Genomic DNA, 14293 nt, shown 5'->3' with positions numbered 1-14293 from the left:
CGGTCAGCGGACGGCGCCGGACGTGGTGCGGTCCGCCGCGCGCCGGGGCGCGTCGTCCGCCGGCCGGGGCGCCGGCAGCACCGGCCGGGGCGCCGCGAGCAGCGTGCCGCCGACCACTCCCCGCACGGTCAGCGCGGCGACGACCGCCCAGACGGCGACCAGGACCACGTACAGCCCCGTCGCGAGGGCCTCGTAGGCGACCAGGCCGGTGTGCCGGGCCAGGGCGGCGGCCCCGGTCACACAGGTGCCGACGGGGAAGGTGAACGCCCACCACGTCATCGTGAAGCCCATCCCGTGCCGCCGGGCCCGCACCACGTGGGCGGTGGCCAGGCACAGCCACAACAGGGCGAACCCCATGACGGGCACGCCGTAGAGGACGGCGAGGACGGCGAAGCCGCGGCTGTCCGGCGCGGGCACCGCCCCCGGCGCGGCCTCCGCGAAGGCGCCGGCGGCCGTCGTGGACTGTCCGAGCGGTCCGAGGACGAAGAAGAGCGTCGGGGTGAGCGCGAGGGGCAGCGGTCCGCCGGTGAGCAGCCGGCCGAAGACCACCGGCAGCATCACGAGCGTGCCGAGCAGGCTCAGACCGAACAGCGCGACACAGGCCAGCAGCAGGGTCTCCCGCGCCTGCCCGGCCGGCAGGTGCGGCACCAGCAGCGGCCCCGACGCCGCCGCCACCATCGGCGCCACCATCGGCAGCAGCCACACCGGCGTGGCCTGCCCCGGCTCGACGCGGTGGCGTACGGCCATGAGGTACGGCACGGTCACGGCGCCGGCCAGACCGACGGCCGTACCGGCGGTGAACAGGACGGCGTCGAGGGCGACGGCCGCCCCGGTGCCGATCCAGTCCCGGCCGACGGTGAGCGTGGCGCCCCCGACGGAGACCAGGGCCATGGCGAGGCAGCCGTAGAAGGGAGCCGCCGCCGGGTCGAGGAGGTGGGCGCGGGCCTGGTCGCGGTGGTGGCGCCAGTGCAGGGCGCGCGCGACGAGCAGGGTCAGCAGCAGGGCGAGCGAGAGGGCCCAGAGGGCGGTGCAGGCCTGCCTCGGCGCCGGCCGGGGCAGTGCGGAGCCGGCCGTGGCCACGACGGCGGTGCCCATGACGGTGGCGTACCAGTTCGGGCCGAGATGGCGCACGGCGGTGATCATGGTCCCACCCTGACGCCCGCAGGCGCCCGCGACCAGGGAGGATGTGTCTATGGGGGCATAAACTGGGCTTATGGCCAGTGGGCAGACGGAGACAGGGACAGGCACGGAGGAGGGGGCGCGTGCGCCGGGGCCGCCGGGGCCGCCGGGACCGGCGGGACCGGCGGGCTCGATCGCGCACCGGGTTCCGGACCTCGGGGCGCTGGAACTGCTGCTGGCGGTGGCCCGGCTGGGCAGCCTGGGCGCGGCCGCGCGGGAGCTGGGCATCACCCAGCCGGCCGCCAGCAGCCGGATCCGCTCCATGGAACGGCAGCTCGGGGTGGCCCTGGTGGACCGTTCGCCACGGGGTTCCCGGCTCACCGACGCGGGGGCGCTGGTCACGGACTGGGCACGCCGGGTCGTCGAGGCCGCGCAGGCCTTCGACGCGGGCGCGCAGGCGCTGCGGGACCGGCGGGACTCGCGGCTGCGGGTCGCGGCCAGCATGACCATCGCCGAGTACCTGCTCCCCGGGTGGCTGCTCGCCCTGCGCGCGGAGCGGCCGGACACCGCGGTGTCGCTGCTCGCGGGCAACTCCACCGCGGTGGCGGAGCGGCTGCTGGCCGGGGAGGCGGACCTGGGCTTCGTGGAGGGGCTGACGGTGCCGTCCGGGCTCGACTCGGCGGTCATCGCCCACGACCGCCTGATCGTCGTCGCCGCGCCCGCCCATCCGTGGGTCCGGCGGCGGCGCCCGCTGGCCGCGCGGGAGCTGGCGTCGACCCCGCTGATCCTGCGGGAGAAGGGGTCGGGCACCCGGCAGGTGCTGGACGCGGCCCTGGGCGGTCTGGCCCGGCCGCTGATCGAGCTGTCCTCGACGACGGCGGTCAAGGCGGCGGCGGTCAGCGGGGCGGGGCCGGCGGTGCTGAGCGAGCTGGCGGTGGGGGAGGAGCTGGCGATGCGGCGGCTGGTCAGGGTGCCGGTGGAGGGGGTGCTGCTGGCGCGTGACCTGCGCGCGGTGTGGCCGACGGGGCATCGGCCCACGGGGCCGGCGCGGGAGTTGTTGTCGTTGACGCGGGGGTGAGGGGCGGGGGCGGTGGGGGTTTCTTCGCCCCCGCCGCCCCTTCCCTCCCCGACTCTCGACTTCGCTCGAGCGGGGGGACCCCCATCGTCCCCGGGGGCTGCCGCCCCCGGACCCCCGCTGTCGGCCCTGAACGGGCCTCGTCCTCAAGCGCCGGACGGGCTAGTGGTGGCGGGGGCCGGTGGTGACGGAGGCCCCTCCGGCACCCCCGCCTGCCGCCGCCACCAGCCCCCGCATCACCCGTACGTCCTCGTCCATCTCCGGGTGCCACTGCACCCCCAGCGCCCACCCGCCGGCGTCGGGTGTCAGTTCCACGGCCTCCACCGTGCCGTCCGTCGCGTGCGCCGCCGGGACCAGGTCCGTGCCGAGGCGGTCCACGGCCTGGTGGTGGTAGGTCGGCACGGAGGTCTCCTCCGGGACGAGAGCGGCGTACAGAGTGCCGGGTACCGGCTTCACCGGGTGCCGGCCGAAGACGCCGACGGACTCCGCGTGCCCCTCCAGGTGCTGCACCAGCGTGCCGCCGACGGCGACGTTCAGCAGTTGCATGCCCCGGCAGATGCCCAGCAGGGGGACGCCCGCGGCCAGTGCCGCGCCGATCAGGGCGAGCTCCCAGACGTCCCGCTCCCGCGCCGGCGGGCCGGTACGGGGGTCGCGTCCGGCGCCGTAGCGGAGCGGCTCCACGTCCGGGCCGCCCGCGATCACCAGACCGTCCAGTCGCGCCACGGTCGCCGCCGCGTGCTCGGGCGCGTCCGGCGGGAGCATCGCGGCCAGCCCGCCCGCCCGCTGCACGAGCCGCGGATACCCGGCCGGCAGCAGCGCCGCGTCCAGCTCCCAGACGCTCCAGCGGGCCCCGGCCTCCAGATACGTGCTGACGCCGATCAACGGCCTGCCCGTCACCCTCGCCATGCCTCGCTCACCCCCTCGTTCGAATGGACGCGGATCGAACCATTGGAGCATGCCCGGTGTGTCCGGCCGTCACGCCAGGAAGCCCCTGAGCAAGGCGGCCGTTCCGGCGCAGTGCTCCCGCATGACCTCCCGCGCCCCGGCCGGGTCGCCGTCCAGCACGGCCTCCACCAGGGCCGCGTGCTGGCGCTGCGAGTGCTCCAGGTTGCGCACGAGCAGCGGGATGCAGTCCAGCAGGTCGTTCACCGTCGCCCGGACCGCCGCGTACTGCGCGGTCAGCGACGGGGAGCCGCACAGCTCGGCCAGGGTGAGGTGGAGCAGGGTGTCCCGGCGGCGGTAGTCGGTGAGCGGTGCGTCCCGGGTGCGGGCCAGCGCCCGGCGCAGCCGGCTCCGCTGCTCCTCGGTGAGACCGTGCTCCGCGCACAGCCCGGCGGCCCCCACCTCGAGCACCTCCCGGAAGCGCAGCACGTCCTCGATGTCGGTCGCGGCGACCCGCCGCCGCAGCTCGTCCTGCCCGGCCGCGTCCGCGCGCGCCAGCACGAACGTTCCGCCGTACCGGCCGCGGCGGGACTCCACCAGCCCCTGCTCCTGGAGCACCTTGAGCACCTCGCGCAGCGTCACGCGGCTGATCCCGAGCCGCTCCGCCAGGTCCCGCTCGGCCGGCAGCCGCTCCCCGCCCGGCACCAGGCCCAGCCGGACGACCTGGAGGATCTGCTCCAGCGCCTCCTCGAAGCCGTTCCCCGCCCGCACCGGCCGCAGCACCGGCGCCAACCGGTCGTCCGCGCCGCTGTCAGCGTCCACCGGCATCTGGCCGCGCCCCCTTCCCAAGCAATGGTTCTCACCCATACCTTAGGCTCCCGGCCGCCCCGCGAACCCGCCAGATCCCCGCACACCGCAGCGCAGAGGAAGCCTGAGGAGGCCCTCCCGTGGCAGACCGCACACCCCCGCTCGCCGTCGAGGAACTGCACGCCCTCGTCGCGGGCGGTGAGATCGACACTGTCGTCCTGGCCTTCCCCGACATGCAAGGGCGTCTCCAGGGCAAGCGGTTCGCCGCCCGCTTCTTCCTCGACGAGGTCCTCCACCACGGCACCGAGGGCTGCGCCTACCTGCTCGCCGTCGACACCGAGATGAACACCGTCGACGGGTACGCGATGTCCTCGTGGGACAACGGCTACGGCGACTTCGCCCTCCACCCCGACCTCGCCACCCTGCGCCGCGTGCCCTGGAACGCGGGTACGGCGATGCTGATCGCCGACCTCGCCTGGCACGACGGCTCCCCGGTCGCCGCCGCCCCCCGGCAGATCCTGCGCCGCCAGCTCGACCGCCTCGCCGAGCTGGGCCTCACCGCCCAGGTCGGCACCGAGCTGGAGTTCATCGTCTTCAACGACACCTACGAGCAGGCGTGGGACTCCGGATACCGGGGGCTCACGCCGGCCAACCGGTACAACGTCGACTACTCCATCCTCGGCACCGGCCGCGTCGAGCCCCTCCTGCGCCGCCTGCGCAACGACATGGCCGGCGCCGGCCTCACCGTCGAGTCCGCCAAGGGCGAGTGCAACCCCGGCCAGCACGAGATCGCCTTCCGCTACGACGAGGCCCTGGTCACCTGCGACCAGCACGCCGTCTACAAGACCGGGGCCAAGGAGATCGCCGCCCAGGAGGGCGTCTCGCTGACCTTCATGGCCAAGTACAACGAGCGCGAGGGCAACTCCTGCCACATCCACCTCTCCCTCGCGGACGCCGACGGCACCAACGTCATGGCCGGCTCCGCCGAGGACCCGCACGGCATGTCCGACACCATGCGCCACTTCCTCGCCGGACAACTGGCCGCCCTGCGCGACTTCTCCCTCCTCTACGCCCCCAACATCAACTCCTACAAGCGGTTCCAGCCGGGCTCCTTCGCGCCGACCGCCGTCGCCTGGGGCCACGACAACCGCACCTGCGCCCTGCGCGTCGTCGGCCGCGGCCGCTCCCTCCGCTTCGAGAACCGGCTGCCCGGCGGCGACGTCAACCCGCACCTCGCGGTGGCCGGCCTGGTGGCCGCCGGACTGCACGGCGTCGAGCGCAAGCTGGAACTGCCCGACCCCTGCCCCGGCAACGCCTACACCGCCGGCCACGCCCACGTCCCCACCACCCTGCGCGAGGCCGCCGAGCTGTGGGAGAACAGCCCGATCGCGCGGGCCGCCTTCGGCGACGAGGTCGTCGCCCACTACCGCACCATGGCCCGCGTCGAGCTGGAGGCCTTCGACGCCGCGGTCACCGACTGGGAGCTGCGCCGCTCCTTCGAACGCCTGTGAAAGGTCACCCCGTGCCCGATCCGCACGACAGCGACAGCGACGGCGCCCCCCTCGCGGCGGACCCGCACCAGCTGACGGTCCTCAACCCCGCCACCGAGGAGGTCATCGCCACCGTCCCCGCCGCCGACGCCGCCGACGTCGACCGCGCGGTCGCCCGCGCCGGCGCCGCCCAGGCGGTCTGGGCCGCCGCCGCCCCCGCCGACCGCGCCCGGCTGCTGCGCCGCTTCGCCGACGTCGTCGACGCGCACGTCGACGAACTGGCGCTGCTGGAGGTCCGCGAGGCCGGCCACCTCCTCGGCAACGCCCGCTGGGAGGCCGGCAACGCCCGTGACCTGCTGCTCTACGCGGCGGGCGGCATCGAACGCCTCCTCGGCCGGCAGATCCCCGTCCCCGGCGGCTGGAACGTCACCTTCCACGAACCCCTCGGCACGGTCGGGGTGATCGCCCCCTGGAACTTCCCGATGCCCATCGCCGCCTGGGGCTCCTTCCCGGCACTCGCCGCGGGCAACGCCGTCCTCCTCAAGCCCGCCGAGACCACCCCGCTCACCGCCCTGCGCCTGGCCGAACTGGCCCTGGAGGCGGGGCTGCCCGAGCACCTCTTCCAGGTGCTGCCCGGACACGGCCGCATCACCGGCCGCGCCCTGGTCGACCACCCGGACGTCGCGAAGATCGTCTTCACCGGGTCCACCCGCACCGGCCGCGAGATCATGGAGCGCTGCGCCCGGCACATCAAGCCCGTCACCCTCGAACTCGGCGGCAAGAGCCCCAACGTCGTCTTCGCCGACGCCGACCTCAAGGCCGCCGTCGACCCCTTCTCCTTCCTCGACAACTCCGGCCAGGACTGCTGCGCCCGCACCCGCATCCTCGTCCAGGAGACGGTGTACGACGAGGTCGCCGACCTCCTCGCCCGCGAACTGTCCGCCGTGGTGGTCGGCGACCCGGCGGACGAGGACACCCGGATGGGACCGCTGATCTCCCGTCAGCAGGTCGAGCGCGTCCGGTCGTTCGTGCCGGACGACGCCCCCGCGCTGCGCGGCAGCGCCCCCGACGGCCCCGGCTTCTGGTTCCCGCCGACCGTGCTCACCGGGGAGCGGCCCGACTCCGCCGCCGCCCGCGAGGAGATCTTCGGCCCCGTCGCCGTCCTGCTGCCGTTCACCGACGAGCAGGACGCGATCCGCCTCGCCAACGACACCCCCTACGGCCTCTCCGGCTCCCTCTGGACCCGGGACGTCGGCCGCGCCCTGCGCGTCGCGCAGGCCGTGCGCGCCGGGAACCTGTCCGTCAACTCCCACTCCAGCGTGCGCTACTGGACCCCGTTCGGCGGCTTCAAGCAGTCCGGCGTCGGCCGTGAGCTGGGCCCGGACGCCCTGACCGCCTTCACCGAGACCAAGAACGTCTACCTCAGTACGGAGGGCCCCGCACAGTGACCCCTGAGACCTCACCGACCGTCTGCCGCCGACTGGTCGGCCGTACCGCCGTCATCACCGGGGCCGGCAGCGGCATCGGCCTCGCCACCACGCGCCGCCTCGCCTCCGAGGGCGCCCACGTCGTCTGCGGAGACATCGACGAGACCCGCGGCAAGGCGGCCGCCGACGAGGTGGGCGGCACCTTCGTGAAGGTCGACGTCACCGACCCCGACCAGGTCGAGACCCTCTTCCGCACGGCGTACGACACCTACGGCAGCGTCGACGTCGCCTTCAACAACGCCGGCATCTCCCCGCCCGACGACGACTCCATCCTGGAGACCGGCCTGGAGGCCTGGAAGCGCGTCCAGGAGGTCAACCTCACCTCCGTCTACCTGTGCTGCAAGGCCGCCCTGCCCTACATGCGGCGCCAGGGCCGGGGCTCCATCATCAACACGGCGTCCTTCGTGGCCCGGATGGGCGCGGCCACCTCGCAGATCTCGTACACGGCGTCCAAGGGCGGCGTCCTCGCCCTGTCCCGCGAACTCGGCGTGCAGTTCGCCCGGGAGGGCATCCGCGTCAACGCCCTCTGCCCCGGACCGGTCAACACCCCGCTGCTCCAGGAACTGTTCGCCAAGGACCCCGAGCGGGCCGCCCGCCGCCTCGTCCACATCCCGCTGGGCCGGTTCGCCGAGGCCGAGGAGATCGCCGCCGCCGTCGCCTTCCTCGCCAGCGACGACTCCTCCTTCGTCAACGCCACCGACTTCCTCGTGGACGGCGGGATCTCCGGCGCCTACGTCACCCCCCTGTAGGCGCCCCGGCCACCGGCCACCGGGCCCGCGTGTCCCGCTCGCCGGGTGCCGGGCCCGCGTCCTGCCCGCCGGCCGCCGGGCCCGCGTCCTGCCCGCCGGCCGCCGGGCCCGCGTCCCGCCCGCCGGGTGTCGGGCCCGCGGGTCGGCCGCCGGGCCCGCGGGTCGGCCTACAGGAAGGTGCGCCCCTCGCCCCGGTACGTGGGCACCGTCGCCGTCACCACGTCCCCCTCGACCAGGTGCAGCACGTCGAACCGCTCGCACAGCTCACCGGCCTTCGCGTGCCGGAACCACACCTTGTCGCCGATCAGCAGATCGTCGGCGGGGGAGCCGAGCAACGGCGTCTGCACCTCGCCGGGACCCTCCTGGGGGTCGTAGCGGAGTCCCTCCGGCAGGTACGGCACCGGCAGCCGGTCCGGTCCGGCCGCGCCGGAGGCCGGGTACCCGCCGCCGAGGACGGTGACCACCCCCACCCCCGGCCGCCGCACCACGGGCTGCGCGAAGAGGGCGGCCGGACGGCCGCTGAACGAGGTGTAGTGGTCGAACAGCCGCGGCACGTACAGCCCCGAGCCCGCCGCGATCTCGGTCACCGCCTCCTCGGCGGCCGTGTGCTGCACGCTGCCGGTGCCGCCGCCGTTGACGAACTCCAGGTCCGGCGCCACCGCCCGCACCGCCCGCACCACGGCCGCACGGCGCTCGGCGAGCTCCCGGCGCGCGGCGGCCTGCATCAGCCGCACCGCGCGCGACCGCAGCGGCCGTCCGGCGACCGCGTCGCCGACCCCGGCGATGTGCCCCTCGTACGCCATGATCCCCACCAGCCGGAACCCCGGCCGCCGGGCCACCGACCGGGCCAGGTCGGCGACCTGGGCGGGGGAGTGCAGGGGCGAGCGCCGCGCGCCGACCCGCACCCGCCCGCCGAGCATCCTCAGCGAGGTGTCCAACTCCAGGCAGACCCGCACCACTTCGCGTCCGTCGGCCCGCGCGGAGTCGATCAGGTCGAGCTGGGCGACGTCGTCGACCATGACGGTCACCGCCTCGGCGAGCTTGGCGTCGCCGGCGAGTTCCGCGAAGCCGGACCGGTCCGCCGACGGATACGCGAGCAGGACGTCGTCGTATCCGGAGCGCGCCAGCCACAGCGATTCGGCCAGGGTGAAGGACATGACGCCCGCGAAGCCGTCCTTCGCCAGGACGCGTTCCAGCAGGGCGCGGCAGCGGACGGACTTGCTCGCGACGCGGACCGGCTTGCCTCCCGCCCGGCGGACGAGATCGTCCGCGTTGGCATCGAAGGCGTCGACGTCCACGAGGGCGAGCGGTGCGTCCAGGTGGGCGGTGGCCCGGTCGTAACGGGCCCGGTCGGTGGCGCGCGCAGTCATGGACGCAGCCTGCCAGACCGGATTACCGCGGGGTAGGGGGATGATCCGGGCAGATGCCCCGGGGTCCCGGGACTGGTTCCCGTTCGCGCGGCGACAAGCCGTAGAGTGACGCGCACGCACGGACGAGCGGCTCCGGCCCGGCAGCCGCGCCGGGATGCCGGCCCGCCCGTGCGGGTATGCGTGCCCTGACGGACCGTACGTCCGCGCCGGGCCGCCCTGGGCACGAACAGCGAGCGCCCGCGCAGAAGAACGACGGCCCGGGACGAGGAAACGGGGGGTGCATGAGCACGGACGCACGCCGCGCCCCGGTCCCCCCGCGCCCGTCCGCCCCACCCCCCGCCGGTACCCCACAGACCCCGGACACGCCCGCCGCCGCCGCGACGCCGCCGCACCCCACGGCCCCGCCGCGCCCGGCCCGCCCACCGAGGGCGGGGGCACCCGAGGACGAGGAGACGCCGGAAACCCCCGCCCGCGCCGAGTCGCCCCCGCCCCCGCACGGCGACGGCCCGGAGCGGCCGACCGGGGCCGGGGGCGCCGCCGACACCGGTCGGGACACCGCAGGGGCCGGGCCCGCCCGTCCCTCCGCCGGGACCGGCGCTCCCGACGTGCGCCCGAACGGCACCCGCCCCGCCGGCCCGCACGCCACGGACACCCCCAGGCCCCCCGGCTCCGGCCCCGCGTGGACCCCGCTGCCCCGGACCTGGGCGCCCAGCCCCGCCGAGTCTCCCCGGGAGGCCCTGTCCACGGCCGTGCCCGGACACCGGGCCGGCCAGGAGGCGGGACCCGCCTGGACGCCCACGACACCGGTACGGCAGTCGCCCTCGGGGGAGGCCGCGCAGTCCCCGCGGACACCCACCGCCCCGCCTGCACGCAGCGGCTCCGCCGAGCAGGCCGCGCAGTCCCCGCGGGCGTCGTCCGCCACGCCTGTACGTGGAGGCGTCCCCGAGCGGGACACACGGACCCCGCGGGTGTCGTCCGCCCCACCCACGCGTGGCGTCCCCGAGCGGGACGTGCAGTCCCCGCGGGTGTCGTCCGCCCCACCCGTGCGTGGCGTCCCCGAGCAGGACGTACAGGCCCCGTGGGCGTCGACCACCGCGCCCTTGCGGCGGGAGTCCTCCGAGGACGACTCCCGGCCGGCCTGGACGCCGACGGCGCCCGTGCGGCTCCCCGAGGTCGACGGGCCGGACGTGTCCGGGGCCGTGCGGGTGCCGAGGCCCGGCGGGGCGCCGGAGACGGCGGCCCGGTCCGCCGGCCCGGTCGGGCCCGACCCGGCGTTCTCCTGGAGCGCCCCGACGGCACCGGGCGCCGCGCCCCGCGCCACCCGGCCCGTCATCAGGTTCGCTCGGCCCGAGGGGTACCGGGACCTGCCGCGGCCCCGGCGGAGCCGGACCGTCGCGGCCGCCGCCTGTGTCGTCCTCGGGCTCGGACTCATCGGCGGAGCCGTTACCGGCAGCTGGCTCGTCGGCGACACCGCGGACGCGGGCGAGCGGGGGGCCTACGCCACGGCCGGCGGCCTGTGGCACAACGTCCCCGTCGACCAGCTGTTCCCGCCCACCGTCGACGGACAGGGCGCGGGCCCCGGCGGCGCCGACCGCACCTGGACGCGGATCGCCGTCGCCCCGGACGGCGGCTGCGCCGACGCCTTCGACCCGCTGCTGCTCAAGACGCTCGCCCCGGTCGGCTGCACCCGCCTGCTGCGCGCCACCTACACCGACGCCACCCAGAGCTACGTCACCACCGTCGGCCTGCTGTTCACCAAGGCCGACGCGGCCGGTATGCGCGCGCTCGACGCCCGGTTCGCGAAGGAGGCCCTCGCCGCCCGCACCGACCTGATCCCCCGCCCGTACGCAGCCGAGGACACCGTCGCCGCCGCCTTCGGCGACCAGCAGCGCGCCTCGTGGACGATCTCCGTCCTCACCGACGCGCCCGTCGTCGTCTACGCCGTCTCCGGCTGGGCCGACGGCCGTACGGTCGCCACGCCGCAGCCCGCCGCACAGGCCACCGCGTCCGGCGCCACCACGTCCCCCGCCCAGGGCGGCCTGGGGCACGAGGCGAAGGGCCTCGCCGACCGCATCGAGCGCGCCCTGCGCAGGACCGCCGTCTCGCCCTCGGAGCAGCCCTCATGAGCAGCAGCCGTACGAGCCGAACGACGAGGACGCACCGGGCCGGCCTGCTGTGCTGCCTCCTGGCCGCCTCCCTCGCCCTGCTGCCCGCCGCCCCCGCGCACGCCGACGGCATCCGCGCCCAGCAGTGGGCGCTGGAGGCCCTGCACACCGACGAGGTCTGGCAGACCACCAAGGGCGCGGGCGTCACCGTCGCCGTCCTCGACACCGGAGTCGAGGCCGACCACCCCGACCTCGACGGCAACGTCCTGCCCGGCAAGGACCTCGTCGGCTTCGGCGCACAGGACGGCGACCGCGCCTGGGCCCGCCACGGCACCGCGATGGCCGGCATCATCGCCGGCCACGGACACGGCACCGGCGGCGCCGACGGCGTCATGGGCATCGCCCCGGAGGCCACGATCCTGCCCGTCCGCGTCATCCTGGAGGACGGCGACCCGGCCCGCACCAAGGCCCGCACCACCCGCGGCAACGCCCTCGCCGAGGGCATCCGCTGGGCCGCCGACCAGGGCGCCGACGTCATCAACCTCTCCCTCGGCGACGACTCCGCCTCCGCCCACCCCGAGCCCGCCGAGGACGAGGCCGTCCAGTACGCCCTGAGCAAGGGCGCCGTCGTCGTCGCCTCGGCCGGCAACGGCGGCGAGAAGGGCGACCACATCTCCTACCCGGCCGCCTACCCGGGCGTGATCGCCGCGACCGCCGTCGACCGCTACGGCACCCGCGCCTCCTTCTCCACCCGCCGCTGGTACGCCACGGTCAGCGCCCCCGGTGTCGACGTCGTCATCGCCGACCCGGACCACAAGTACTACGAGGGCTGGGGCACCTCCGCCGCGGCGGCCTTCGTCTCCGGCGCCGTCGCCCTGGTCAAGGCCGCCCACCCGGGCCTGACCCCGGCGCAGATCAAGAAGCTCCTGGAGGACACCGCCCGCAACGCCCCCACCGGCGGCCGCGACGACTCCCGCGGCTTCGGGTTCATCGACCCGGCCGCCGCCATCGAGGCCGCCGCCACCCTCGCCCCGGAGGGGCTGCGCTCGGCCTCGTACGGGGAGGAGTACTTCGGCCCCGGTCCAGACACCGAGGCGGGCGAGGACGAGCCGAGCTGGGCCGGCCCGCTCGCCGGCGGTACCGGGGGAGTGCTGCTGGTGGCCGCGGTGGTGCTGTGGCGGGGCCGCCGCGAGCGGGAGCCGTACGACATCACCTTGTGAGTCGGCGCGAGCGGGAGCGAGCCGTACGACATCGCCTCGTGAGACGCCGCGAGCGGGAGCCGTACGGCTTCGCCCCGTGAGACACCGCCCGCCGGCCGTGTGCCCCGGCCTCGGGCGCGGACGGCCGACCGTCAGGCGTCCGTGAACGCCGTCACCGCCGCCTTCGCCGCCGCCTCGACCAGCGTGACGCCCACCGCCTGGGTCGTGTTGCCGTTCGACAGCACGGCCACCAGGAAGTCCCGCCCGCCGGCGGTCACCCGGCCGATGCTGTTGACGTCCCACAGACCGGTCGTGCTCCGTGCCAGCCACCCGTTCTTCAAGGCCCAGGCGGAGGCATCGGCGGCGGCCGAGACGCCCCAGTCCTGATCGGCGGCGATCGCGCCCATCAGCTCCTGGAGGTACGCCCGGGACGCCTCGCTCAGCTCCGAGTCCTCCCCGAACACCTGCTGGAGCAGGACCAACTGGTCGGCGGCCGTCGTCTGGGTCAGCCCCCACAACGCCCCGTCGCCGCCCTCCGTCGCCGTCAGCCCGAACCGCTCGTTCGCCGCGTCCAGCCCCGCGCCCTGCCCGATCGCGTCCCACAGCGCCGACGCCGACTCGTTGTCGCTGTTCTCGATCATCGCGGTGGCGTACGCCTTCTCCTGCGCGGTGAGCACCCGGCCGTCGTCCTGCGCCTGGAGCAGCAGCGCCGCCAGGATGTCCACCTTGACGATGCTCGCCGTGTCGAAGGGCTCCGTGCCGTACGTGGCGCTGTCCCCGGAGTCCACGTCGAGCACGGCCACGGACAGCGCCGCGTCCCCCGGCACGGTCACCGCCCCCATCGCCTCCGCCAGCATCGCGTCCCGGTCCACCTCGGGCTCGGACTCGGCCACGGACGCCACGGACGCCTCCCCACTCGCCGGAACCGACGCCGCGGCCGACGGCGTCCCCGACGACGATACGGCGCCGGAACCGGAGAGCGGATGCGCCCTCACGTACACGGTCCCGCCCGCCGTGGCACCGAGGACGGCCACGCAGGCCAGCGTGGAGTAGAGGAGGGGACGGCGCCGGGGCGGCCGAGCGCGACGGCTGCGACGTGCTCTGGAGGACTCCATGCCCGCGATGCTGGGGGCGGTGCCTGTGCCTTCCGTTAGGCGAACGTTAGATCTGCGTCAGGGAAACCTGAGAAACCCGTGAGAGGCGTCACCGCCGTGTTTCCGGCCCCGCACAAGACCAGCAGCATCCCCCCGATAGGGTCGGTGACCGTGGCGAACAAGAACATTCCCGACCCCGGCTTCTCCGACGACGACGGCTCCGCCGACCCCCGGCTGAGCGCCGCGCTCGCCGCCTGGGCCGAGGACCGCACCGCCGTGGGACCGGTGCTGGAGGCGCTCAGGGGCGCCCGGCTGCTGGTGCCGGTGGTGGCCGTGCTCGGGGAGGTCGAGGAGGACGAGAACGGACTGCGCCGCGAGAAGACCAGCGACATGGCGGTCCCGACCCTGAAGGCCGGCCGGCGCACCGCCCTGCCCGCCTTCACCTCCACCGGCTCGCTCGCCCGCTGGGACCCCGAGGCCCGCCCCGTCGCCGTACCCCTGCACCAGGCGCTCCAGGCCGCCGCGCACGAGAAGGCGGACACCGTGGTGCTGGACATGGCCGGACCGGTGGCGTTCGAACTGACGGGACCGGCGCTGCTCGCCCTCGCCGAGGGACGCACCACGACCGACCCGCTCGACGACCCCGCGGTGGTGGAGGCGGTCCGGGCCGCCGTCGCCGCCGAGCCCGCCGTCCTCCGCGCCCACCTCGGGCCGGGCCGGTCCGACGGCATCCTGGCCCTCGTCCTGGACCCGGCCGCCGCCCCCGCCGAGGCCGCGCGGGCCGTCGCCCGTCGCCTGGCCGCCGACGAGACACTGAGGGCCCGCCTGGTGCGCGGTCTCGACCTGGCACTGCTGCCGGCCGGGACGACGCCTCCGGGCGAGCCCCTGTACGTGAGGAAGCCGGCCTAGGGCGCTG

At 75.7% G+C, this 14293-nt stretch carries 12 protein-coding genes; 7 read left to right on the top strand and 5 right to left on the bottom strand.

What is annotated here, in order from left to right; all coding sequences use genetic code 11:
• Nucleotides 1–3: 3 nt before the first annotated feature.
• Nucleotides 4–1143, bottom strand: a complete 1140-nt coding sequence (locus tag ACFYWQ_RS27395) for a TDT family transporter (RefSeq protein WP_389519798.1) — start codon at nucleotides 1141–1143, stop codon at nucleotides 4–6.
• Nucleotides 1144–1213: 70 nt separating this feature from the next.
• On the opposite strand from ACFYWQ_RS27395, the gene ACFYWQ_RS27390 reads away from it, so the two are divergent.
• Nucleotides 1214–2197, top strand: coding sequence for a LysR family transcriptional regulator (locus ACFYWQ_RS27390; protein ID WP_389519797.1), 984 nt, complete (start codon nucleotides 1214–1216; stop codon nucleotides 2195–2197).
• A gap of 159 nt (nucleotides 2198–2356) precedes the next feature.
• Here ACFYWQ_RS27390 and ACFYWQ_RS27385 read toward each other — a convergent pair whose 3' ends face one another.
• Both ACFYWQ_RS27385 and ACFYWQ_RS27380 read right to left on the bottom strand, forming a co-directional pair.
• Nucleotides 2357–3091 (bottom strand): gamma-glutamyl-gamma-aminobutyrate hydrolase family protein, encoded by a 735-nt coding sequence (locus ACFYWQ_RS27385; RefSeq protein WP_389520077.1) that lies wholly within the window; start codon nucleotides 3089–3091, stop codon nucleotides 2357–2359.
• Between the two features lie 78 nt (nucleotides 3092–3169).
• On the bottom strand, nucleotides 3170–3904 hold the full coding sequence (locus ACFYWQ_RS27380) for a FadR/GntR family transcriptional regulator (RefSeq protein ID WP_389519795.1): 735 nt from the start codon (nucleotides 3902–3904) through the stop codon (nucleotides 3170–3172).
• A gap of 119 nt (nucleotides 3905–4023) precedes the next feature.
• Between ACFYWQ_RS27380 and ACFYWQ_RS27375 the strand changes: the two genes are divergently transcribed.
• Genes ACFYWQ_RS27375 through ACFYWQ_RS27365 form a run of 3 tightly spaced genes read left to right on the top strand, consistent with a single transcriptional unit; the run spans nucleotide 4024 to nucleotide 7609 of the window.
• Nucleotides 4024–5394 (top strand): glutamine synthetase family protein, encoded by a 1371-nt coding sequence (locus ACFYWQ_RS27375; protein WP_389519794.1) that lies wholly within the window; start codon nucleotides 4024–4026, stop codon nucleotides 5392–5394.
• 11 nt (nucleotides 5395–5405) lie between these two features.
• Entirely contained in the window at nucleotides 5406–6821 is a 1416-nt protein-coding gene (locus ACFYWQ_RS27370) for an aldehyde dehydrogenase family protein (RefSeq protein WP_389519792.1), read from the top strand.
• Nucleotides 6818–7609, top strand: coding sequence for a 3-oxoacyl-ACP reductase (locus tag ACFYWQ_RS27365; RefSeq protein ID WP_389519791.1), 792 nt, complete (start codon nucleotides 6818–6820; stop codon nucleotides 7607–7609). Before ACFYWQ_RS27370 ends, ACFYWQ_RS27365 begins: the two co-directional genes overlap by 4 nt.
• Nucleotides 7610–7776: 167 nt before the next feature.
• Here the strand turns inward: ACFYWQ_RS27365 and ACFYWQ_RS27360 are convergent, their stop codons facing one another.
• Nucleotides 7777–8979 carry an amino acid deaminase/aldolase gene (locus tag ACFYWQ_RS27360; RefSeq protein ID WP_389519789.1) on the bottom strand — a complete coding sequence of 401 codons (1203 nt, stop codon included), beginning with the start codon at nucleotides 8977–8979 and terminating at the stop codon, nucleotides 7777–7779.
• 1043 nt (nucleotides 8980–10022) lie between these two features.
• Here ACFYWQ_RS27360 and ACFYWQ_RS27355 point away from each other — a divergent pair.
• The gene (locus ACFYWQ_RS27355; RefSeq protein ID WP_389519787.1) at nucleotides 10023–11105 is read left to right on the top strand and encodes a hypothetical protein; all 1083 of its coding nucleotides are present in this window, start codon (nucleotides 10023–10025) and stop codon (nucleotides 11103–11105) included.
• On the top strand, nucleotides 11102–12304 hold the full coding sequence (mycP, locus tag ACFYWQ_RS27350) for a type VII secretion-associated serine protease mycosin (RefSeq protein ID WP_389519786.1): 1203 nt from the start codon (nucleotides 11102–11104) through the stop codon (nucleotides 12302–12304). Before ACFYWQ_RS27355 ends, mycP begins: the two co-directional genes overlap by 4 nt.
• A gap of 131 nt (nucleotides 12305–12435) precedes the next feature.
• Here mycP and ACFYWQ_RS27345 read toward each other — a convergent pair whose 3' ends face one another.
• Nucleotides 12436–13398, bottom strand: a complete 963-nt coding sequence (locus ACFYWQ_RS27345) for a serine hydrolase (RefSeq protein ID WP_389519785.1) — start codon at nucleotides 13396–13398, stop codon at nucleotides 12436–12438.
• A 150-nt stretch (nucleotides 13399–13548) separates the two neighbouring features.
• Here ACFYWQ_RS27345 and ACFYWQ_RS27340 point away from each other — a divergent pair, with 150 nt between their 5' ends.
• The gene (locus tag ACFYWQ_RS27340; RefSeq protein WP_389519784.1) at nucleotides 13549–14286 is read left to right on the top strand and encodes an SseB family protein; all 738 of its coding nucleotides are present in this window, start codon (nucleotides 13549–13551) and stop codon (nucleotides 14284–14286) included.
• Nucleotides 14287–14293 lie beyond the last annotated feature (7 nt).

It is taken from the genome of Streptomyces sp. NPDC003247, from assembly GCF_042888135.1.
Lineage (GTDB): Bacteria > Actinomycetota > Actinomycetes > Streptomycetales > Streptomycetaceae > Streptomyces.
This window is presented reverse-complemented; position numbering and strand designations above follow the sequence as displayed.

Bases quoted from the DNA above. Each gene is read 5' to 3' on its own strand.
- ACFYWQ_RS27360 (WP_389519789.1), bottom strand. From the start codon at position 8,979: ATGACTGCGCGCGCCACCGACCGGGCCCGTTACGACCGGGCCACCGCC.
- mycP (WP_389519786.1), top strand. From the start codon at position 11,102: ATGAGCAGCAGCCGTACGAGCCGAACGACGAGGACGCACCGGGCCGGC.
- ACFYWQ_RS27345 (WP_389519785.1), bottom strand. From the start codon at position 13,398: ATGGAGTCCTCCAGAGCACGTCGCAGCCGTCGCGCTCGGCCGCCCCGG.
- ACFYWQ_RS27380 (WP_389519795.1), bottom strand. From the start codon at position 3,904: ATGCCGGTGGACGCTGACAGCGGCGCGGACGACCGGTTGGCGCCGGTG.
- ACFYWQ_RS27390 (WP_389519797.1), top strand. From the start codon at position 1,214: ATGGCCAGTGGGCAGACGGAGACAGGGACAGGCACGGAGGAGGGGGCG.
- ACFYWQ_RS27395 (WP_389519798.1), bottom strand. From the start codon at position 1,143: ATGATCACCGCCGTGCGCCATCTCGGCCCGAACTGGTACGCCACCGTC.